General features: G+C 62.9%; 16 protein-coding genes. 8 read left to right on the forward strand and 8 right to left on the reverse strand.

All coding sequences use genetic code 11. The annotated features are described in order from the left end of the window. The first annotated feature begins 216 nt into the window (after positions 1–216). Positions 217–1,275, forward strand: coding sequence for a DNA adenine methylase (locus tag ACO07W_RS16660; protein ID WP_421844857.1), 1,059 nt, complete (start codon positions 217–219; stop codon positions 1,273–1,275). Next, positions 1,272–2,111, forward strand: a complete 840-nt coding sequence (locus ACO07W_RS16665; protein WP_421844858.1) for a hypothetical protein — start codon at positions 1,272–1,274, stop codon at positions 2,109–2,111. The genes ACO07W_RS16660 and ACO07W_RS16665 overlap by 4 nt, the downstream gene beginning before the upstream one ends. Positions 2,112–2,200: 89 nt before the next feature. Here ACO07W_RS16665 and ACO07W_RS16670 read toward each other — a convergent pair whose 3' ends face one another. Both ACO07W_RS16670 and ACO07W_RS16675 read right to left on the reverse strand, forming a co-directional pair. Then, positions 2,201–3,835 carry a fatty acyl-AMP ligase gene (locus ACO07W_RS16670; RefSeq protein WP_421844859.1) on the reverse strand — a complete coding sequence of 545 codons (1,635 nt, stop codon included), beginning with the start codon at positions 3,833–3,835 and terminating at the stop codon, positions 2,201–2,203. 539 nt (positions 3,836–4,374) lie between these two features. Beyond that, positions 4,375–5,799: a sodium:solute symporter family protein gene (locus ACO07W_RS16675; RefSeq protein WP_421844860.1), complete on the reverse strand. Its 1,425-nt coding sequence runs from the start codon at positions 5,797–5,799 to the stop codon at positions 4,375–4,377. A 254-nt stretch (positions 5,800–6,053) separates the two neighbouring features. Here ACO07W_RS16675 and ACO07W_RS16680 point away from each other — a divergent pair, with 254 nt between their 5' ends. After that, a complete protein-coding gene (locus ACO07W_RS16680; protein WP_421840071.1) occupies positions 6,054–7,328 on the forward strand; it encodes an IS256 family transposase in 1,275 nt (424 codons plus the stop codon). 188 nt (positions 7,329–7,516) lie between these two features. Here the strand turns inward: ACO07W_RS16680 and ACO07W_RS16685 are convergent, their stop codons facing one another. The 3 genes from ACO07W_RS16685 to ACO07W_RS16695 form a co-directional block, all read right to left on the reverse strand. Next, complete coding sequence (locus ACO07W_RS16685) at positions 7,517–8,911, reverse strand: hypothetical protein (protein ID WP_421844861.1); 1,395 nt, start codon at positions 8,909–8,911, stop codon at positions 7,517–7,519. Positions 8,912–9,128: 217 nt separating this feature from the next. Beyond that, entirely contained in the window at positions 9,129–9,704 is a 576-nt protein-coding gene (locus tag ACO07W_RS16690; protein WP_421844862.1) for a dihydrofolate reductase family protein, read from the reverse strand. 100 nt (positions 9,705–9,804) lie between these two features. Continuing rightward, positions 9,805–10,953 carry a cystathionine gamma-lyase gene (locus tag ACO07W_RS16695; protein WP_421844863.1) on the reverse strand — a complete coding sequence of 383 codons (1,149 nt, stop codon included), beginning with the start codon at positions 10,951–10,953 and terminating at the stop codon, positions 9,805–9,807. 161 nt (positions 10,954–11,114) lie between these two features. Here ACO07W_RS16695 and ACO07W_RS16700 point away from each other — a divergent pair, with 161 nt between their 5' ends. Beyond that, positions 11,115–11,495: a thiol-disulfide oxidoreductase DCC family protein gene (locus ACO07W_RS16700; protein WP_421844864.1), complete on the forward strand. Its 381-nt coding sequence runs from the start codon at positions 11,115–11,117 to the stop codon at positions 11,493–11,495. Between the two features lie 80 nt (positions 11,496–11,575). Here the strand turns inward: ACO07W_RS16700 and ACO07W_RS16705 are convergent, their stop codons facing one another. Beyond that, positions 11,576–12,298, reverse strand: coding sequence for a haloacid dehalogenase type II (locus ACO07W_RS16705; protein WP_421844865.1), 723 nt, complete (start codon positions 12,296–12,298; stop codon positions 11,576–11,578). A 104-nt stretch (positions 12,299–12,402) separates the two neighbouring features. Between ACO07W_RS16705 and ACO07W_RS16710 the strand changes: the two genes are divergently transcribed. The 4 genes from ACO07W_RS16710 (at position 12,403) to ACO07W_RS16725 (ending at position 17,393) form a co-directional block, all read left to right on the forward strand. Next, positions 12,403–13,794 (forward strand): amidase, encoded by a 1,392-nt coding sequence (locus tag ACO07W_RS16710; RefSeq protein WP_421844866.1) that lies wholly within the window; start codon positions 12,403–12,405, stop codon positions 13,792–13,794. A 126-nt stretch (positions 13,795–13,920) separates the two neighbouring features. After that, positions 13,921–15,087, forward strand: a complete 1,167-nt coding sequence (locus ACO07W_RS16715) for an adenylate/guanylate cyclase domain-containing protein (RefSeq protein ID WP_421844867.1) — start codon at positions 13,921–13,923, stop codon at positions 15,085–15,087. 343 nt (positions 15,088–15,430) lie between these two features. Next, complete coding sequence (locus ACO07W_RS16720; protein WP_421844868.1) at positions 15,431–16,030, forward strand: hypothetical protein; 600 nt, start codon at positions 15,431–15,433, stop codon at positions 16,028–16,030. A 218-nt stretch (positions 16,031–16,248) separates the two neighbouring features. Beyond that, a protein-coding gene (locus tag ACO07W_RS16725) for an IS3 family transposase (RefSeq protein ID WP_421840069.1) occupies positions 16,249–17,393 on the forward strand; the annotation gives its coding sequence in 2 pieces (ribosomal slippage) (positions 16,249–16,516 and positions 16,516–17,393; 1,146 coding nt in all). A gap of 25 nt (positions 17,394–17,418) precedes the next feature. Here the strand turns inward: ACO07W_RS16725 and ACO07W_RS16730 are convergent. Both ACO07W_RS16730 and ACO07W_RS16735 read right to left on the reverse strand, forming a co-directional pair. After that, positions 17,419–19,197 (reverse strand): protein kinase domain-containing protein, encoded by a 1,779-nt coding sequence (locus tag ACO07W_RS16730; protein WP_421844869.1) that lies wholly within the window; start codon positions 19,195–19,197, stop codon positions 17,419–17,421. Positions 19,198–19,662: 465 nt separating this feature from the next. Continuing rightward, positions 19,663–21,567: an ABC transporter ATP-binding protein gene (locus tag ACO07W_RS16735; protein WP_421846055.1), complete on the reverse strand. Its 1,905-nt coding sequence runs from the start codon at positions 21,565–21,567 to the stop codon at positions 19,663–19,665. Positions 21,568–21,572 lie beyond the last annotated feature (5 nt).

A 21,572-nucleotide genomic window follows, 5' to 3' on the forward strand; every position in this document is an offset into this window, starting at 1 on the left:
GTGGCCGCGATACCAGCGGGCGCGATTCCCGCACGGCTGAGGCGCCCCTGTAACAAATCGCACACTATGGCGTCCCGAATCACAGCATCGCGGTTTGTCGGCTCTCTTGTATGAGCCGGCCCTGACCCCGTCAGGTGCATGCCACGCCACGTCGGTGGGTTGGACACTCCCAGGGCAATACCCGAGACTGTCCCCGGCCTGTGCGAAGGTGACCGCATGCGCCGGCCCGCGAGCACTACCGCAGACGTACTCGCACGAGCGCAGGCGTTCCCCCGGCTGCGCTACATGGGCTCGAAGTACCAGCTGCTGCCACATTTGGAGCGGCTGTTTGCGGTGCTTGGCGGTCAGACCGCCATAGACGCGTTCTCCGGCTCCGGAGTAGTTTCCTATCTGCTCAAAGCGCAGGGCTTCTCGGTCACCAGCAACGATTTCCTCGCGTTCCCCGGCATGATCACCCGCGCCGCTGTGGCCAACTCCTCAGTGAAGCTCACCAACGCCGACGTCGACCGGATCTGCGGGCCCAGCGCGGACGACCGCGACTTCATTCAGACCAAGTTCGATGGGCTCTACTTCAACGCGGAAGACCGTGAGTTTCTCGACTCGGCATGGTCACACATCGACCTGCTTATCGGTTTCAAGCGGGATATCGCAATCTCCGCGCTGGTGCTTTCCGCCGTACGTCGCCAGCCGCGCGGTGTGTTCACCTTCACCGACTCCACCCGCTACGCCGACGGACGCCGGGATCTTCAGACGTCGCTGCGTGATCACTTTCGTCGCGCCGTTGCCGAGTACAACGCTGTGGTGTTCGGAAATGGGGGAAAGAGCCGCTCGGTGACTGGCGACGTTTTTGACCTTGATACCGAGGCGGCCGATTTGGTGTACCTCGATCCTCCTTACGCGCCACCGCGCGACGACGCGGACTACATCAAGCGATATCACTTCCTCGAAGGCCTCAGCGTTTACTGGCGCGATGTGACAATCATGGAAGAGACGAAGACAAAGAAGCTGGAGAAGCGATTCACCCCATTCGCTTACAAGCGCACTATCGATGATGCGTTGCTGCGCACATTCGAGCATTTCGAGCAGTCGGGTGCGATCGTGCTGTCTTATTCCTCGAATGCCCTGCCCGGCGCCGACCGAATCGTGGACTTGCTGGGCAAGGTAAAGCCGAACGTGCGGAAGATCGCGGTGGACTACAAGTACAGTTTCGGTACACACGCAGCGGCAACTCGCCGCGACGTTGCGGAGTATCTCTTTGTCGGGACGAACGATTGAGCGCTGCGAGCCTGTTCGCTGACTACCTTGGCACCCTAGGCCCGATCAGTGCGCACATAGACCCGCTGGCGCCGACGCAAGAGGCCGAGGCCATCCGCACCGCCACCGTGTCGTTGGCAGCCCTTCCGGTGATCAGCCAGGAGTCCTTGTCGACGTGGACCGCCGCCCACCCGCACGACGTGCCGGTGCTGGCGCTGATCGTTGGCCTCGGCCAGGAGAAGCTCAAGAACGCCCTCAAGCACGAGTTCGGCACCGCCGGATGGGTGCTGCTGGGCCGCAATCGTGCCGGCGAGCTGATCGCCTGGCTGGACGACGCGTACGGCCTGGTCGCGCAAGTCAACGCTCAGCTGCACCAGCAATATGGAATTGCCGACGTTCTCATTGCTCGCGCAGGTACCCGGACCGTTGCGACGGCCGCCGGTCAGCAAGGACGCAAGGTCGAGGACGAGATTGAAGCCGTGGCGAAGGGGCTCAGTTTGCCCTATGAGACACGTACTCGTTTCGCTGGGCGCAATGGGCGCACCGCGCCTTGCGATCTGGTGATTCCGAGCGGGAGTAGCGCCGAGATCGTGGTGGCGGCCAAGGGCTTTGATTCAACGGGAAGCAAGCTTACCGATGCTGTCCGTGAGATCGAGGAGATGGCTGACGTGCGAATGGCGCGGCAGTTCGTCATTGCGGTCATCGACGGTATCGGTTGGAAGAACCGCATCTCGGATCTGCGGAAGATCCACCAGTTGTGGATGGACCGACAGATCGACGGCATGTACACCCTCGCCACGCTCAGCCAGTTCCGTGACGGCATAGAGGACGCGGCGCGGCTGCGGAAGCTGCTTTAGGCAGCCGCCTGACGATCACACGACGCGCACGGGCTGTTGTCTGGTCTAGAGGGTTTCGTTGGTTAGATCGGCTACGTCGCGCGGGGAACCTAATTCACTAGAGCCGGCACATGCGCTCGGCGTAGCTTTCCTGACGGAGTTTTCGGAATCATCCCGGGTTCGAGTACCACCACATTGCGTGGTCGGACGTCGACTTCGGCGACGACCTCGTGTGCGACTTGCCGCTCGATGCGACGCGCCTCGGCAGGGTCCTGTGATTCTTTGGACTCGACTACGACGGCGAAGGTCTCTCGTGAGAGCCCGGCGTCCAAGCGAACTGCCGCCGTACAGCCGGCGCGTACGCCAGGAACCCGGGCGGCGGCCCGCTCGATGTCGGTGGGGTAGATGTTGCGTCCGGCCATGATGATGAGGTCCTTGAGCCTGCCGCAGACCACGATGTTGCCGGTCTCGGTGAGATAGCCCAAATCGCCGGTGTCGTACCATCCTTGCTGGTCTTGTGCTGGGATGAAACCGGCGATGGTGGTGTAGCCCCGCGTCACCGATTTGCCGCGCACCTGAATAACGCCGACACCGCGGGTAGGCAGCAGAGTGCCTGCATCGTCGACGATGCGCGCCTCCAGGCCTGGCAGGGGCTTTCCGAGAGACGCTAGTCGCCGAGTGTTGGCCCGGGTGGATGGAACTGCGCGGTGCAGGCAGGACAATAGGTTGGCATCCACTTCATCGACGATCATGCCGGCGCCTGCCTTTGTGAACGACACGGCAACCGTCGTTTCCGCCATCCCGTAGGCCGGCAGGATGGCCTCGGGGCGCAATCCGAATGGCGCCCCGGCCTCGATTAGCTCTTCGACGTCGTCGGGGTCAACCGGCTCGGAGCCCGACAGTGCCCATCGCAGCGACGACAGATCGAATTGGCCTGGCTTGGCCTGCCTGCGCAGCCGCTTCGCGAAGAGGCTGTAGGCGAAGTTCGGCGCGGCGGTCATTGTGCCCTTGTACTTGTCAATTAGCTTGGCCCACAACAGCGTGTTGTTCAGAAAATCCATAGGCGTCACCTTGACTAACTCCACGCCGTAGTACATGGGCACGGTGAGGAACCCCGTCATGCCCATGTCGTGGAAGCAGGGCAGCCAGCAGACAACCACGTCGGTCTCGCGGTCGACTTGCGCGCCGGCGAACATTGCCTCAGCGTTGGCGACGAAGTTTGCGTGGGTGATCTGAACTGCCTTGGGCGGACCCGTCGATCCCGAGGTCAACTGCAAGAACGCCAGGTCGTCCTCGGCGGTGCTAACTGGTTCAACGGGGCCGGCGTCGAGCAACTGACTGATGGTGAGCACGCGTATCCCACGCTGTTCAAGCAGCGGCGTTGCTGGTGTGAAAGGGTCAGAAATCGCAACAACCTTGGCGTCGATCATTTTGATGACGTCGGCCGTCTCCTCGGCCCAGCGCTGCAAATCGGTGCGGGGTGTGGGCTGATGAAGCATGGTCAGGCTGGCGCCGCGCATCCAGATGCCCTGCGCCGTAGGCGCGATCTCGACCGGCGCGCCGGCTAGCACGGCGACGGCATCACCGCGCTCGACGCCTGCCCCTGCTAGGCCTCCGGCTACCTGTCGGGCACGCTGATGCACTTCCCCCCAGGTGTGTCGGACCGGGGCGTCCGGTTCCCCGGTGACTATTCCGTTGCGGCTAGACAGCGCGTTGGCGAACATTGTGTCGGTAAATTTGCTCACGAGACCCCTTGGGCTCCGGCGCCGTAGCGCCCCGGGTGGATACTTCCGCCACTGAAGCCGGTGAGCGCGGTGACCTCGATCGTGCCGCCTCATCGTGGTTTCGTGGATGAACCAACATGGCATCTTCTTAGAAGATGACAACAGCAATACAGCTGTGAGATGGCTGCGTCCTGTGCTGAGTTCTTCTGCTTCCCGATAACCTCGACACGACGGGATCTCGGTGGTCAACCGGGAACGGATCGCTTCTGCCATCGTTGATCCCGCGGTTGCTCAATGGTCCGGGCTCGAGACCGCTCCTGCCCGAGCGCTAGCCATCAAGCGCCGCCGGGTGGCTCGGCGCCGCGCCGTAGGAACGTGTGACTCGGGGTTCGGGTGCGGCCGTTGCGTGGTATGCCCCGACCGGGCCACCGTCATGCTCTGCGGTCAGGTGTCTTTGTCCTGCAGTATTTCTCGGATGTAGAACAGCAACCCGAGCCATCCGATCCATACGGTGATGGCGATAGCGACAACGGGTGCTCCGTAGAAGACTATATCTGTGATCATCGGGCAGCTCCGGCCATGGCTGGTGTCGGGGTCTGATGGCTGCGGGGGTACCGCTTGTTCGTGGCTGCCGCAACCACGACGAACACACACAAGTTTGCCGCGACCCCGGGAATGATCGCGTCGATCCCGTACGGCAGATGTAGAACCCACTGCCACACGGCGGTCACTATCGCGCCTGCGCTGATCGCAGATAGCGCTGCGGGCATCGAGCGCACACCGAATAGCAACGCTCCGCACAACGGGATGATCATGGTCGGTGCCCACAGGGTGTATGCGTAGAGCAGTGCGTCGACGATCGAGGGCACACTTAACGCGAAAATGGTTGCGGCCGCACCAACCACAACGCTCGTGGTGCGCTCGATCATCAAACGGCGTGAGGAAGAAACCGTTTGAGCTCGCAGCGGCATGTAGAGGTCTGCGGTCAGCACCACCGCCGTGGCGTTGAGAAAACTACTCGCTGATGACATCACGATGGCAAGCAATGCGGCTATCACCAACCCCTGGGTGCCGACCGGCATCAGGTTTCTCAATACCGTGGGCAAGGCGTCGTCACTGGTTGTACCGGGGTAGAGCACCAAGGCAATCAAGCCCAACGTGGCCGAGATGAAAAAGAAGAGAAATGAGAATGCGCCAGCTGTCGCGTACCCGTTGCGCGCCTGACGCGAATCACGGGTGGCCAAAGCCCGCTGCACATACGGAGGTGCGAGCATTTCGCCGAGAAACAATGCCAAGAACAGTCCCACGAAATGCACCGGGGTGAAATCGCCGAAAACCGTGAGATGCGTGGCGGGGAGCTTAGCGAAAAGTCCTGTCGGTCCACCGACGTGCTGCAACCCGATCAGCATGGCTACCGGCAACAGGGTGCCCAAAAAAACGAACTGGAGCATGTCGGTTTGAATCACCGCCCACACTCCGCCGAAAGACGAGTACAAGATCACCACGCCCATACCGAAAACCACCGATACCAATATTGGGGTGTCGAGGGTGGCGTGCAAGATGGTTCCGATTGCCAACGCTTGAGCACCCAATACCCCTGCGCAAAGGCCAACCGACAACGCGCCGGTTACCAGTCGAGCCGTTCGCCCGTAGTGGGCCTGCATGATGTCACCCAAGGTGTGAGCGCCGGCATAGTTCTTCATTCGCGGCGCAATAAACGCGCCGGTGAGAACGACTTGCAGGCCGTAACCGAAAAACACGAACATATACACGTAGCCGTCGCGCATCGAGGCACCCGCAACACCAAGAGAGTTGCCTCCCCCAAGGAATGCGGCCGCGAGGCTACCCAACAAAACCGGCCAGATGATGCGGTTGCCGGCTACGGCGAAGTCATCGGGCGTCTTGACCTTGCGCATCGTTTGTACGCCAATCACGATCAACACTACGAAATACAAACCCAACACAACCCAGTCAAGATCCCGCACATAACCTCCTCGGTACCGAGCACGCCGATCGAATCCTAGAAGACCCTGCCATGTGTAGCCTGGCTAAGCTACATGGGCCCCCGGCAACTGACTTTTCTCGTCTAAAGACAACGGAGATGACTCGTTTCGGTCGCGTCTCATCGCTGGTGTAAATGGTCACGGGCGTAGGTTCCGTCGCAACCGACGAAAGCTATGAAGGAGGGGCTACGCCCGTGACCAAGCGAGTATCGCCGATTGAGCGTGTGCGTGTTGAGATGGATCAGTTGTTCGCCGCGACCGAGCGGCCGTTGACCGAGATTTTGGAGGAGGTCGGGCGGTTATCGGTGCGTCTGGTGTTTCAGGTCGCCGTGGAGGCCGAGGTAGAAGCAGTGTTGGGCCGAGCCCGTCACCAGCGTCGGGTTCAGGACGGCCCGGGCGGGTACCGCAATGGGTATCAACCGCCGGCGACGGTGAAGACCACGATGGGCTCGGTCGAATTATGCCGCCCGAAACTACGCGACACCGACGAGCGGTTCTGTTCGCGGCTATTCGGTGCCGGGGTGACGCGCACCCACGCTCTGGAGGCGTTGGTGATTTCGGGATGGGTGCGCGGTTTGTCGGATCGCGACATCGAGGCCGCGTTGGCCGAGGTGCTGGGCTCGCAGGCGGCGTTGTCGCGCTCGACGGTGAGCCGGATTTGTGCGGCCATCAAAGACGAGTTCGCTGCGTGGTCGTCTCGACGCCTTGATGAGCTGGTGTTGGACTACCTGTTCTTGGATGCCTCGAACTTTCGGATGCATCCCAACGCCCCGGCCGAGCCGGTGCTGGCCGCCTGGGGCATCTGCACCGACGGCAAGCCCCTGTTTATTGGGCTGGCCCCAGCCGCAGCGGAGTCGGCTGATGCGTGGGCCGACTTCTTGGCTGACCTGAGGAACCGGGGACTACGCCCGCCGCTACTGGGCATCTCCGACGGGGCGCCGGGCCTGATCGCCGCATGGGAGACCACGTTTCCGGCAAGCCTGCGTCAGCGGTGTCTGATCCATCGCTGCCGTAACGTCATCGCCAAGACACCTGTCGCGGTCCAGGACGAGATCAAAGCCGCGTTCTGGTCGATCTTCGATGACATTGACCAGCCACCCGGCCAGCAGGCCGTGGATGAAGCCACCCGCCGCGCCGAGGAGTTCACCACCACATACCGCGGGCTCTACCCAGCCGCGGTCGCTTGCCTGGCCAACGACTTCGCCTCGCTGAGCGTGCATTTGCGCTTCCCCCGCCAACACTGGACACGCATCCGCCATTCCAACCTCATCGAACGCACCTTCGGAGAATCCCGTCGCCGGGTCAAGGTCATCGGCCGCCTACCCGGCGAAACCAGCTGTCTGTCGCTGGTATGGGCCGTCCTCGACCGCGCCAGCCGCGGCTGGCGCGGAGTCACCCAAACATCAGCGACCAGCCGCCACCTCCAAGAACTACGCCACCAACTGCTCGAGCCACCCCGCCCACTGCATCCCCCCACCACAACAACCACGACCGACACCACCGCCGCGTAACATGACCACCAGGAACATGCGCCCAGCGTTTTTACACCAGTCCTAAGACGCCACCCTCGTTTCCGCGGGCGCCCGCAGTGGACGCTATGGCGCGTTGGCGGTCAGCACCTTCCGGTGCGCGATAAGCATCACCGAGAGCGGGAGGTGTCGCCCAGCGACTACCAATCCACTCGTCTCGACGATCGCACTTAAACGACGGTGAGGCGTGCGAGGGTCGTCATGGTGGGGTAGTAGAGGTCTCGGCTCCAGCCTACGCAGGGAAACAACACCCCTTGGGTCACGCTCGGGACGGCAGCCCGTGCTCGTTCCTCACCCGACTCGATGTCGATAACTACCACGTTATCGGTGGAACGACGTGCCGCCGCAGCGCGCACCCGCGGACTGGAGACGAGCTTGCCGCCGCGCATCGCAAGCCTGCGCAGGCGGTGCGAACGCAACGCGGGAAAACCATCGTGAAAGTCGTTGATCACGACTTCGCCGGTATCGGGATAGCGGATCATGTGAGTTGCGGTGGAGTATTCCCGCTGCCATAGGCGCTCCAGGGAACCCTGCGTTAGGCGCCAGGCGGTCAGCACGCCATTGGCTGAGTCGTATCCCAACGCGATCTTGCGTTGCGGGTCATACAGCGGCGGGTTGGTCACGCTGCCATGTGATTGTCCGCAAACATCGACCGCATCGTGGTCAGCGGCGTCGTTCAATGACGCCCGAAGTATCTGTACAGCACTTGGGGCAACCCCAGCATGGAGCATCGATGTTGTGTAAGTGTGGTCGCCGTTGTCAAGAAACCACATCTGTTCGCCTTCGATCACGGCGTCCCATCCGTAGCTCCGGTCGAGCCTGGGACCGTATCGAAATGACCAGTTTTCGTCGGGTCGTAGCTGCTCTGCATCTGGATCCCAGATGTATCGGTACGCCGTCGACACGCCAAGCACATAGACCGCGTTGCCGTCGCTGGACAGGCGAGCGACCGAACGCTCGGGCAGCTGTACCTCTGCGCAACGCGGTTCGAGTCGCTCGGGGTCCAACAGGGTCAGCCGCGCCCCCTCCGATGCGGCGCTGCGGTCGCAGTCCTTGGTGACGATGGTGCCGTCTGCGAGGATGACGAACGAGTTATACGGGCTCGGCTGCGGCAACTCGCGTCGGGCGATCACCGAGCAATCTGGTGCTAGTCGGTGACACCACCGGCCGAACACCGTATACAGCGAGCCATTAGCATGCGCGGCCAACCCGCCCGGCCAAAACGGCCCCGCCGCCAGGTCAGGGGAGCGCTCTAGCACTTCGAGCGTTTGCGGGTGGATGCGCTCAACCCAGCCGACGACGGGGTCCTTGAGCATGTTGGACCCCAGTGTGTGGCGCAGCACATACACTTGGCCCGGTTCGCGCAGCACGACCATAGTGACCGCGCAAGCATCGCGGCTGGTGACTTCTAGCCGCTCGCCATCGGCGATCCGTAGACCTGCGGTGCCATGTGGGGCCTGAGATCGGCGCGGCCCAGCGTCCTCCGCGGGCCACGGACTATCCCAGTAGCCGGCCATCGGCAGATCCGAGGTGCGTGACGCATTCTTCTCGCCAGCTGTAGCCAAGAGCCCTAAAACCTCCCCGCTGTGTTTCGCGCCGGTGAACCGGCCCCCGCGGATACTACGTTCGGGCCGTTCTGAACCCGCGTTGTAGGTCGACGATAGTGCGAGTCGGGGCGGGCGCTTCAGCTGCGCAGCAGGTACCCCCCAAGCTGGCGGGCTTGCCGATCGGTTGCTGTGGCTAGCTTCGTCGGGGGTCGTCTGAATTGCGTTGGCGCGGTAGTCAGATGCCAAGTGGATCCATGATCGGGTTGACGGCGTAGACAAGCCGAGCGAACTGGCCGTAAGCGCGGGCGGAGACAAGGCGGAGCCGATCGGCTGCTACGTTTCGTGGGAGCAGTGGAGCTCCACCGGTCAGCGCGACGGGCGCAACCGATAATCTGATCTGATCCAGTGCTCCGGCGTCGAGAAATTGGCCGGCGAGGTCTCCGCCACCGACAACCCAGACGTCTCCGCCATCGGCCGACTTTCGGATCATCGGCAGGTGATCGATCACGGAGCCGGATACGAAGCGTACGTCGGCCCCGGCGGGGACGGGCAACTCATGTGTGGTGAAGACGAAGGTTGGCTTGTCGCCGTAGAGTTGCTGCCATTTTTCGGGGTGGTCGAGGATGCCCTCGGCTTCAACGACCCATTGGTAGGTTGTCGCTCCTTCGACGATGACTGTTGCTTCAGCGGGGAACAGCCCGTTTTCCGGCAGCCCACCTTGGTCGACCGCAAACAGCCATGCCAGCGAATTACCTTCGTCAGCGATCCAGCCGTTAAGGGTGGTCGCAGTGTCGAACACAATTTTGCTCACAGCCGAAACCGTACGGTTGGGCACCGACACCCGCTGTTTCATGCGAAGTCGGTCCGATCAGGAGCTTCTTCTCGGCAGGGCCGGCAGTTGAAAGCGGTATTCACGATCGTGGATGTGGGGCGAGGAAAGCGAGGGCGTGTTCGATATCGGCCAGCAGGTCGTCGGAGTCCTCAATGCCTAGCGCGATACGGGCGAAGCCGTCGGATACGGGATCGCCCCAGCGTGATCGCTGATCCACTGAGGTGTGGATGCCGCCGAAGCTGGTGGACGCGATGAGCAGCTCGCTGCGTTGTACCAGTGTGTGCACGGCGGCGGCGTCGACAAGTTCAGCCGACACCAAGGCGCCGAATCGGCTCATCTGCGCGGCGGCCACCGGGTAGGCCGGATCGTTGGGCAGTCCCGGGTAGCGCACCGTGCGCACTGCCGGATGTCTGCTCAGCATTGTTGCCAGTGCTTGGGCGTTTCGGCATTGGCGCTCGAAGCGCAGTCCGGCGCTGCCGAGACCGCGCAGCACCAGCCACGCCTCGAATGCTCCGAGGATCGCTCCGGTGAGCAGTCGTTCGCGTTCCACAGCAGCGAGCAACTCCGGCTGGTTGCCGGCAACATAGCCGGCGAGCAGGTCACTGTGGCCTGACAATGCCTTGGTGGCGCTGGCGACGACGAGGTCAGCGCCCAGGGCTAGCGGTTGCTGGCCCATAGGTGTGGCGGTCGTGTTGTCGACTACCAGGCGCGCGCCACGTTCGCGGCAGACCGACGCCAACTGGCGCAGATCAACCGCGTCCAGTCTCGGATTGGTCGGGGTTTCAACCAGGACGACGTCGGCGCCACCGGCGACGTCGCCCATTTCGGTGTTGTCGGCCTCGATGACTTTCACTCCATGGGGTGCAAGACACTCTGCGGCGTAGCGGCGGACTTGGTAGTAGCCGTCGGCCGGTAGCACCAGCACCGAGTCAGGCTCGGTCAGCACCCGCAGCGCGGCGCTGATTGCCGCCATACCTGAGCCAAACACCAGCGCTCCGGCGGCGCCTTCCAACTGGGCTAACGCCGATTCCAGCTGCCGCCAGGTTGGGTTGGAGCCGCGACCGTAGGTGTCGAGGTCTACGGTTTCGTCGCTGGACAGGTGATAGGTAGAGGCCATTACCAAGCCTGGAGCCACCGGCTGGCCCGGGACAGCCTTGGAAGTTACCGCTTTCACGGTACGAGTGGAATCGCCGTACCGGTTGTCGGGACAAGAAGATTCTCCGGTCATGTCAATGATTGTGGGACCTGGTCGTGTTTTCGCGCTTCGGGGGCGTGGCGATGTCGAGGTGAGACTGTGCAGACGGCGACGGTGACGGGTCGCGGGCGACTCGCGATGCCTTGATGCGGTTCGGCGCGCCTGGTCTGGTTTGGCGCTGGTAGAAATGGTGTATGGAAGGCACGTTGTACTTCGATGGAAAGTGCGGCATGTGCACTCGCAGCTGCGATCTGATCATAAAGCTGGACAGGTGCGGACGCGTTGCGACTACCCCATTTCAGCACCCTGGTTCGGCGGAGAAGCTCGGTGTGTCAGCGGATCGGTTGGGGGACTCGGCATGGTGGTTGGATTCCTCGGGCGAGGTGTACGGCGGCGCTGAAGCGGTAAACGCTGCCTTGTCGGCTGCGCTGGGTACCAGGCTGCCGCTGCTGATCTACCGGAGAGTCCCGGGTATGGGTTGGCTGCAGGAGGACATCTACAAGTGGGTGGCCGCCAACCGATACCGTTTTCCTGGCACCCAGCCGCGGTGCGAAGCCCACCCCGAGGCCTGCTGATAAAACTGGCTTCTGCGTCAAGTCGTCCGTGGTTCCAGTCATTCAGAAGTCAATGTTGCAAAAGAACTTCGCGTCGGGTGTCAGCAGCCCAGTTGATCGGCTAAGTCCAGGAAATCGCTGGCGTTGATATCGAAGGCGCCGTCATAGCCGGTGTCGGCGGTTCCGGCGGTTCCGAACTCCATTGGGCGGGCGACGAATGCTGTTTGAAATCCCAGGCTTCCGGCGGCGCGTATGTCGTATTTGTGGCTGGCCACCATCATTATCTTGGTGGGTGAGAGACCGAGGTAGCGTGCGGCGAGGCGGTAGACCGACGGGTCGGGTTTGAAGACTCCGGCCATCTCCGCGGCGAATACAGCGTCCCAGCGCAGGTTCGCGCGTTTGGAGATGTTGACCACGGCGGCGACGTCCGCGTTCGACAGTGTCGCCAGCGTGAACTGTTTTCTCAGGCGGGCTAGTGCCGGGACCACGTCAGGCCACGGATCTAGCCGTTGCCAGGACAGGGTGAGTTCTTCTCGCTCGGCGGCGGTGACGTCGGTGATGCCGTATTGGTCTAGCAACGAGTCCAGCAGGTCGCGGTACACAGAATGCACGGTGATCCAGTTGTTGCGGTCCGGTGTTGTCGATTCCAGGGCCGCAAAGTATCCGGTTCGCCATCGTTGGACGAAGTGCGCCCATTCGATGTGCGGGTAGCGGTCGCCGCATATCCGGCGTGCCGCGCTGCATACCGTGTTGTGGAAGTCAGTGGCTGTACCTTGCACGTCGAAAAGCAATGCTTGTGGCGCGTTCTGACCCTCGGCAGTCACCAGGCGATCCAACCATCCGCGCGGCCGACTCTGCTGCAGGAGCTAGCTCTGTCCGGCCGGTGAGCTGCTGCCGGGAACGGCTAGGAAAGGGATACGCTGCCGCGGTGGAACCTAGCGATCTTGCCTTCGCCGGGGCGCACCAGCAGGCGCGGATGCTGGTTGACGGTGAAGTCACCGCGCCAATGCTGCTCGAGGTCTACCTGGAGCGGATAGAGCGCCTAGACAGCCGGCTGCGTGCCTACCGAGTGGTGCCGTACGACCGGGCGCGTGCGGAAGCCGAAGCCGCCCAGCGACGCCTCGATGCGGGTGAGCGGTTGCCGCTGCTCGGCGTACCGATCGCGGTCAAGGACGATGTTGACGTCGCCGGCGAGGTGACGACCTATGGCGCTGGTGGGCACGGTCCGGCTGCGTCGATGGATGCGGAGGTCGTTCGCCGATTGCGTGCGGCGGGTGCCGTCATCATCGGCAAGACCGCTGTGCCTGAGCTGATGATCATGCCGTTCACCGAGTCGCTGACGTTCGGGGCGACTCGTAACCCGTGGAATCCCGATCGCACGCCGGGCGGCAGCAGCGGCGGCAGCGCCTCAGCGGTAGCCGCGGGGCTAGCCGCGGTCGCGTTGGGCTCCGACGGGGGAGGATCGATCCGTATCCCATGTTCCTGGTGTGGCCTGTTCGGGTTGAAACCGCAACGCGATCGGATCTCTTTGGAGCCGCACGATGGGGCTTGGCATGGCTTGAGCGTCAATGGGCCGATAGCACGGACGGTGATGGACGCCGCTCTGCTGCTCGATGCGACGACAACGCTGCCCGGTCCAGAAGGTGAGTTCGTTGCTGCGGCCGCGCGTGAACCTGGCCGGCTGCGAATCGCTCTGAGTAGCAAGGTCCCAAACCCAGCGCCCATCAGGTGCGGAAGGGATCAGTTGGCAGCCCTCGACCAAGCCGGTGCGTTGCTTCGAGACTTGGGCCACGAGGTCGTCGCCTGCGATCCGGAATATCCGGCTTTGGCGATCTATGCGAACTACCTGCCCCGCTTTCTCCGCGGCATCAGCGACGACGCGGACGCACAGGCCCACCCAGGTCGGCTCGAGGCACGTACCCGAGTGATCGCGCGCCTCGGGTCGTTCTTCTCCGACCATCGGATGGCAGTGCTGCGGGCCGCGGAGGTTGGGCTAAACACTCGAATCCAGGCGATTTTCCGCGAATTCGATGTCGTGGTGACGCCAGCAACCGCCGCGGGTCCGTCCCGTATCGGTGCGTACCAGCGTCGGGGTGCGGTGTCGACACTGGTGGATGCGGCACGACGGGTCCCGTACTCGCAAATCTGGAACTTGACTGGCCAGCCCGCTGCTGTGTTGCCGTGGGGCTTCGACAGTGACGGCTTGCCGCTGGCGGTGCAACTCATCAGCCCGCCCTACGGCGAAACGGTCCTGCTGTCGCTCGCCGCGCAGATCGAAACTTCAAGACCGTGGGCGCATCGGCGGCCACCGATGTCATGACAGCAGGATTGACTGTCCGGCGGCCAGCTTCATCCTCAGGCTTCATCACGTTGACGGCGTTAGGTGAGCAGGATCGCCATTCGGGCATCGTCTCCCGTGGTGTCGCATCGGCGCTAGCGTTGACCCGTGGGAGATCAAGGCGACTTCGAGGCAGCCGGCCAACACATCGACGGTCTGCTTAACGGACTGGACGGCACCGCTCGCGCGGAGCGCGCCGAACTCGTCGAGTGGCTGCTGGAACAGGGGGTCAGCGCCGACGAGATTCAGGCGAGTAACCCGCCGCTGCTCCTGGCGGCGCGGCACGTGATCGGAGATGACGGCACGTATGTATCCGCCCGGGAGATCAGTCAACGGTACGGCGTTGACCTAGAGCTATTGCAGCGAGTGCAGCGCGCCATCGGCCTGGCCAGCGTTGACGACCCGGACGCCGCCGTCCATATGCGGGCCGACGGGGAAGCTGCCGCAGCTGCGCAGCGGTTCGTCGAGCTGGGGCTGAATCCTGATCAAATCGTGTTGGTCGTGCGGGTTCTCGCTGAGGGCTTGGCGCGCGCGGCCGAGGCCATGCGCTACGCGTCCCTGGCGGCGATCATGCGTCCGGGCGCCTCCGAGCTGCAGATCGCCCAGGCGGCGACGCGACTGGTTAGCCAAGCCGCGCCGATGCTCGGCCCAATGATTCAGGACATGCTGTTCATGCAGCTGCGGCACATGGTGGAGACCGAGGCGGTCAATGCCGGTGAGCGAGCGGCCGGGAAACCGTTGCCGGGCGCGCGCTATGTCACCGTTGCGTTTGCTGATCTGGTTGGCTTCACTCGGCTGGGCGAGGTGGTGTCGGCCGAGGAGTTGGGGCAGCTGGCCAGCCGGTTGGCCGATCTGGCTCGCGACATGACGGCACCGCCGGTGCGGCTTGTCAAGACGATCGGCGACGCGGTGATGTTCGTCTGCCCGGACGCGGCGCCATTGCTCGATACCGTTCTTAGGCTGGTCGAGGTTGTTGACACCGATGACACCTTTCCCCGCCTACGGGCCGGAGTTGCGTCTGGGATGGCGGTAAGTCGGGCCGGTGACTGGTTCGGGAGTCCGGTGAACGCGGCAAGTCGAGTCACCGGGGTGGCGCGGCCGGGGACTGTGCTGGCCGCCGGTTCGGCGCGAGAAGCTATCGGTGATGCCGGTGGATTCCGGTGGTCTTCAGCTGGGGCCCGTCGTCTCAAGGGCATCAGGAATGAAACCAGGCTCTTTCGAGCAAGGCGCGCCACGATCCCCGAAGGCGATGACGGGGCACACCCATCGCTGTAGGCGGCGTTGATTCCGGTTGTCCCCGGTGAACGGCAATAGCTGAGCACATAGGCAAGCCCGGAGCGACTCTTGGGGGCGTCTGACATTCATCTACGCGGCCGGCTCTCACCCAGTTTCCGGCACTTCGAATAGGTCACTTCCGGGCCTGCTTCACCTCCAAAAATACAACTTCTAGCTGTTGATGGCAACGGTTTTTGGTGGGCCAGCGAGGGCATCTGCCAGTGTGGTACGTGGTCTCGGGCAAAGCCACAAGGTGTCGAACCTTGCTAACTCGGCCCAGGATCTATGTTCGCGGGAGGCGAATAGAACGCCAACTCAGGGCTAACGGTGTAATCATGTAATCATGAAGACACACCATCACTCACACGGGCACTCGCGTGGGCGCCGGTACGGGCGTCCCGGGGGCTGGCAGCAGGCGCAGCAACCCGACGCCAGCGGTGCGGCCGAATGGTTCGCCGGACGCCTGCCGGAAGATTGGTTCGATGGCGATCCCGCGGTCGTCGTAGACCGCGAAGAGATCACAGTCATCGGTAGGCTGGCTGGACAGCAGGGCTCGGGGGCCGAGGAAAGTGAAGAGCGCTCCGAAGGTCGGGTCGCGCGATTTCGTGAAGAAACCAGGCCGGAGCGGATGAGCATCGCCGATGAAGCCCAGGCTCGTTACGGACGTAAGGTTTCCTGGGGCGTTGAAATCGGCTCTGATGCCGGGCTGGAACGCGTTCTGTTCACCCATATCGCGGTTCCGGTGATGACGCGTTTGAAGCAACCGGAGCGTCAAGTGCTCGATACGCTGGTCGATGCCGGGGTCGCGCGGTCGCGGGCCGACGCGCTTGCGTGGTCGGTCAAGCTGGTCGGTGAGCACACCGAGCAGTGGCTGGCAAAATTGCGCGCGGCCATGTCCGCGGTTGATGATGTGCGTGCGCAGGGGCCGGATCTTCCGGAGTAGGCACGGCTGCGGGGACGTTCTGCCGCCCGGGCTAAGGCGCACCCGGCGAGCTGTGGTCCGCGTTGCCGGGGGAATCAGCCGAACTTCGCCCACCAGTCGTACAGATCATCCATGCTAACGGGGTCGCCGAACACATCATTGTGGCGTGTTCCCCGTGAATGAGTCCAGCTTGTTTTAGAGTCTCGTGGCCCTAAACGTGGGCTGGAAGGGACAAGGAAATGGCTGGTCGTAAGAGGTATGCCGCCGAAGACATTGTGCGCAAGCTGCGCCGAGCTGATGAGCTGGCCGCCGGCGGCAGCTCCGGTGAGCAGATCGCTGCCGAGCTGGGGGTATCGGCGGCCACCCTGTACAACTGGCGCCGAGCCTACGGGGGAATGGATCTCGATGCGGCCCGCGAGCTCAAGGAACTGCGCGAGCAAAACGGGCGGCTCAAACGGCTGTTGGCCGAGGCCGAGCTCGTCAAAGACGCCCTACGTGAGGTGGCCAAGGGAAAATTTTGAGCCCAGCCGCCAAACGCCGCGCCGTGGACATGCTCACAGAAGTCAAGGGCATCTCAGAACGGTTGGCGTGCCAAGCGGTTGGGCTGGCCCGCTCAACCTACCGACGTGTCCGTATCGACCAGACCCCGGCGGACCCGGATGCCGATCTGCGGGCCTGGCTGCGTTCCTACGCCCGCAAACACCCCTGTCACGGGTTTCGCCGTGCGTGGTCGGCGTTGCGCTACGACGAGCATCACCAGGTCAACAAGAAGAAGATCCACCGGCTGTGGCGCCAAGAGGGACTGCAAGTCGCCGTCCGCTCCCCACGCAAACGTGGTGGTGTGCCCTCAGTGCCGCCGATCATCGCCGATGCCCCCAAGGTGGTGTGGGCGCTGGATTTTCAGTTTGACTCCACTATCGACGGCAGGTCGGTCAAGATCGCCTCGATGCTCGATGAGCACACTCGCGAGTCGCTGCTGGACATGACCGCACGCTCCATCACCGCCGAGGCGCTGGTCGACGAGCTCGAGCGAGTGTTCACCACTGCCGGGGGTCCGCCCACGGTGCTGCGCATGGACAACGGGCCGGAGCTGATTTCTCAAGCGTTGCAGCAGTTTTGCGACGGAAAAGTCGGGCTGACCTATATCCCCCCAGGTCAGCCCTGGAAAAACCCCTACATTGAATCCTTTAACAGCCGCTTACGAAAGGAGTGTCTGAACCGCAACTACTGGACTGACCTGCTCGAAGCCAAGGTGGTGATCAGCGATTTCAAACACGAGCACAACCACCGCCACCGCCACTCATCGCTGGGTTATCGCACTCCGGCCGAATACGCTGCCCAATGCAGCCACACCCATCACCCCATAGCCTGCGACATCAACTAAAATCCAGATCAACAACAACCTGGCTCTAATTCCAGGTGGACCCGATATCGGGGACCAGCCAATTGAGCATCAGGTCGCTCTCGTTGGTCCAGATCACATTCGGCCTGTCCTTATAGGTGCCGCAGGCGATCATGCCGGCTGTCACCGTCGGCGTCCTGTCGTAGTGCCACTGATCTGGTGACGGTCCTTCTCCCGGGCAGTTCGTCAGCGTTACCGTTGCGATGTCGTCATCGAATGCCTGCTTCAGCGCGCTGGTACTGGGGAACAATCCATACACCGCGTGCGCCGGGCCCCCCGGGTTGGTGTTTTGCGCGCAGTCAACCATTGCCAGTGCGCCCACCCAGATGCTGTTCGGTTTTGGGGTGGTCGGTCTGCATACACCGGACGGGTAGCCCGAAGGCAACATGTTGAGCAGCTTGCCTTGAGCGGCATCGCCGGCAGCGGTGGTCGGCGTTGCGGGGTCCGTTCTCGTTGTCGTCTGCTTGCCGGGTCTCGTCGTGGTTGAAGAGGCCGTCCCTGCCTGCTGTTGGGTGTTGTCACGTCGGGTGACAGCCCATATGCCAAGGGCGCCGAGGACGAGGAAGAGCACGAGGGCCACTGCACCGGCCACAATGGGCCAAGGATTGCTTTTGCGTGGCGGTGATGGCTGGTTCCAGCTTGGGGGCCCGCCGGGTTGCGGTGGTGGGGGCGGTGTCGCGTTCCAGCTAGTGGATTGGAAGTACTGCGGGGCTGGAGCGGGTGGGTTCGCGGGAACCCACCCGGGTTGGCCGGCTGGAGTCGGTTGTTGCTGCGGCTCCGAACTGTACGGGTCGGCATACGCCGGTGTTGGCGGCGTTAACGACGGCGCGATGGGTGCTGCCGGGGGCGGGGTGGTGACGCGCGCGGTGGGTGGCGGTTGGTCCACGCCGGGGCCGGGCAAGGTGGATTCCTGACTGCGGCGCAAGATGTCGACGGCGTGGTCTTGATCAGGGTGGCTGAGTGCGTCATGGGCGGCCAGGGCCAGATCACCGGCGCTGGCGTAGCGGTCTTCGGGCTGCTTAGCCATGCCGCGCGCGATCACCGCGTCGAATGCCTTGGGGATACTTGAGCGCGCGGTGCTCGGTTGGGGTATGGGTTCCATCAAATGGGCGGTGACCGCGGTGGGGGCGCTGTCGGCGCGATACGGCGGAGAACCTGTCAAACACTCGTAAAGCACGCATGTGAGCGCGTAAATATCGGCCCGATAGGTCACATCGGTGTTGGAGAACCGTTCGGGGGCCATATATTTCCAAGTACCGACCGCGGTACCCAACTGGGTGAGTTTTTCGTCGGTGGTGGCGCTGGCAATTCCGAAATCGACCAGATAGGCGAAGTCGTCGCGGGTAATCAAGATGTTGGGTGGTTTGACGTCGCGATGCATCACCCCGTCGGCGTGGGCGGCGTCAAGGGCCGAAGCGATCTGGCTGATGATGGCCACCGCGCGTGGCGGAGTCAGTGGCCCGAATCGTTTGAGCACGCTGTCCAGGTCGGTGCCCTCGACTAGGCGCATCTCCAAGAACAGTTGGCCGTCGACTTCGCCGTAGTCGTGGATGGGAACGACGTGGGGTTCCTGTAGACGCCCCGCGATGCGCGCTTCGCGCTTCATTCGCTCACGAAAAACCGCGTCTTTGCTGAACTCTTGGGCCATGACCTTGACCGCGACCGTCCACTCCTTGACGGTGTGTTCAGCTTCGTAGACGTCGCCCATTCCGCCGCGACCCAGCAGTCGTGTGAGGCGGTAGGGCCCAAACATCGATCCCACCCGCGAGTCCGGGGCCTCGCTCATCGCTGATCCTCCTCAACAACCCCCGATCTCGCTGAGACTATCAACAACCCCCAGGCAAACACGCCAGAATGGCAACCGCGGTAGGTGTTAACCAAGAGGCCAAATCGCCGCAAACCTCGATGCGCAAAGCTCGGCAGCGTGCGATGCGTTGACCATTGGCGCCCGGCGCTTTGCTGCCACGCTCCACGCTGGCTATTGCCACGATGCCGTTGGTAGGCCATCAAACCCGCGGTAGCGCCGCCCGCCGCGCTTCCGCGGGCGGCGGGCGGCGGCCCACCGCGGCGGGTCGATGTGTCGGTTTCGGGGCTCGGTGTTCATGGCCGCCATGCCGTGGTTGTTAGCCCACGCCGGTATGAAGCGGGTTAAGGGGATTTGCTCGTCCCGGTCCGCGCCGGCAGCGCCGATGTTGAGTGGAGCCGAGACGGGTGCGGTGGCAACAACGGTGTGTGGCGCAAGCTTCGCCAGCTAGGCTTGAGTCATCGCGTAGTAGGCACCGCGACGGGCAACCAGCTCGGCGTGGTTGCCATGCTCGACGATCTTGCCCGCTTTCACCACCACGATTTGGTCGGCACCGCGAATTGTTGAAAGGCGATGGGCAACAATAAAACTTGTTCGTTCCCGGCGTAGTTCACGCATTGCCCGGGCAATAAGCACCTCAGTACGGGTATCGACGGAGCTTGTTGCTTCGTCTAGGACCAACAGCTGCGGGCGGGCAAGAAAAGCTCGGGCGATGGTGATGAGTTGCTTCTCGCCGGCGCTGACATTGCTGCCGTCGCCGCTGATCCGCGTGTGGTAGCCGTCGGGCAGGCTGTGCACAAAACGATCAACATAGGCCGCCTTGGCGGCTTCCACTATCTCGTCGGCTCCGGCGTCGGGCCGCCCGTACCCGATGTTGTCCGCGATTGTCCCGTCGAATAACCAGGTGTCTTGGAGCACCATGCCGATTCGGGATCGGAGCAGTTGTCTGTTCATCGAGGCGATATCGACTCCATCAATCAGGATCCGACCGGAGTCGACCTCGTAGAACCGCTCGAGCAGGTTTACCAGAGTGGTTTTGCCAGCTCCGGTCGGTCCTACGATCGCCACGGTGCTGCCCGGCTCGGCCACCAACGACAAGTCCTGGATCACCGGGATGCCTGGGTGGTAGGCAAAGTGCACGTGCTGGAACTCGACCCGTCCAGCTAGCCTGGCGTCTTGGTTCTTGGGCGGCTGCGGTTCGTCCTCGGAGTCTGGTGCTTCCTCCGGTTCGTCAAGCAGATCGAATACTCGTTCTGCACTGGCTATCCCGGATTGCAGCATGTTGTACATCCCGGCCACCTGGGTCAGTGGGTTGTTGAACTGCCGGACATATTGAATGAATGCCTGGATGCCACCGAGAGTGATGTGGCCCGTGGCTACTTGCACCCCACCCATCACGGCCACTGCGACGTAGCCGAGGTTGCCAATGAACGTCGTGGCCGGCGCGACCAGGCCTGAGAAGAATTGTGCGCCCATGCTGGCCTGGTGGACGTCGTCGTTAAGCGTGTGGAACTGTTCCTGCGCCGCGGCTTGGTGGCCGAACGTCTTGACCACGGTAAAACCGCTGAAGGTCTCTTCGATGTGTGCGTTGAGTCGTCCCGTGCTGGTTCGCTGGGCTACAAACAGCCGCCGCGAACGTCTCGTGATCGCCCGCGTTGTGAGCAGCGATATCGGTACGGTCAACACGGCGATCAGCGCCAATAGCGGCGAGATGGACACCATCATGGCCAGCACCGCCACTACGGTCAAAACCGATGTCACCAGCTGGCTGATCGTCAGGGACAGCGATGATTGGACGTTGTCGATGTCATTGGTCACCCGGCTCAGAAGCTCGCCGCGCTGTTGCCCGTCGAAGTAGGACAAGGGCAACCGGTGCACCTTGTCCTCGACATCGGAGCGCAACGTTGCGATGGTCTTCTGCACAGTGATGTTGAGCAGCCGGGCCTGAGCCCAAATCATCAGCGAGGCAATCAGGTACAGCATCAGCGCCAGTGCCAGCGTCCGTCCCACAGCATCGAAGTTCACACCGTGGCCCGGCACCACCGTGCTCCCCGACACCAGGTCGGCCAAAGCGTTGTCACCGTCAGCGCGGGCTGCGGCGATGGCCTGATCTCTGGTTATTCCCGCCGGCAGCTTTCGCCCGATCACACCGTTGAACAGCAGATCGGTGGCATGGCCGAGAACCCGTGGAACGACTACTCCGATTGCGGTGCCCATGATGCCAAGCGTGATCACCGCGAGACTTAGCTGGCGTTGCGGCGCGAGTCGTGTCACTAGTCGGGCCGCTGAACCCCAGAAGTCGCGTGACCGTAATGGGGAGGCCGGCTTTGCGCCGCGTGAGCGCTGGTTGATTGCGG

This window comes from Mycobacterium sp. (assembly GCF_965230835.1).
Classification (GTDB): Bacteria; Actinomycetota; Actinomycetes; order Mycobacteriales; family Mycobacteriaceae; genus Mycobacterium.

What these genes read in the sequence shown, in the direction of transcription:
- ACO07W_RS16720 (WP_421844868.1), top strand. Translation starts at nt 15,431, where the DNA reads ATGAAGACACACCATCACTCACACGGGCACTCGCGTGGGCGCCGGTAC.
- ACO07W_RS16730 (WP_421844869.1), bottom strand. Translation starts at nt 19,197, where the DNA reads ATGAGCGAGGCCCCGGACTCGCGGGTGGGATCGATGTTTGGGCCCTAC.
- ACO07W_RS16695 (WP_421844863.1), bottom strand. Translation starts at nt 10,953, where the DNA reads ATGACCGGAGAATCTTCTTGTCCCGACAACCGGTACGGCGATTCCACT.
- ACO07W_RS16700 (WP_421844864.1), top strand. Translation starts at nt 11,115, where the DNA reads ATGGAAGGCACGTTGTACTTCGATGGAAAGTGCGGCATGTGCACTCGC.
- ACO07W_RS16680 (WP_421840071.1), top strand. Translation starts at nt 6,054, where the DNA reads ATGGATCAGTTGTTCGCCGCGACCGAGCGGCCGTTGACCGAGATTTTG.
- ACO07W_RS16660 (WP_421844857.1), top strand. Translation starts at nt 217, where the DNA reads ATGCGCCGGCCCGCGAGCACTACCGCAGACGTACTCGCACGAGCGCAG.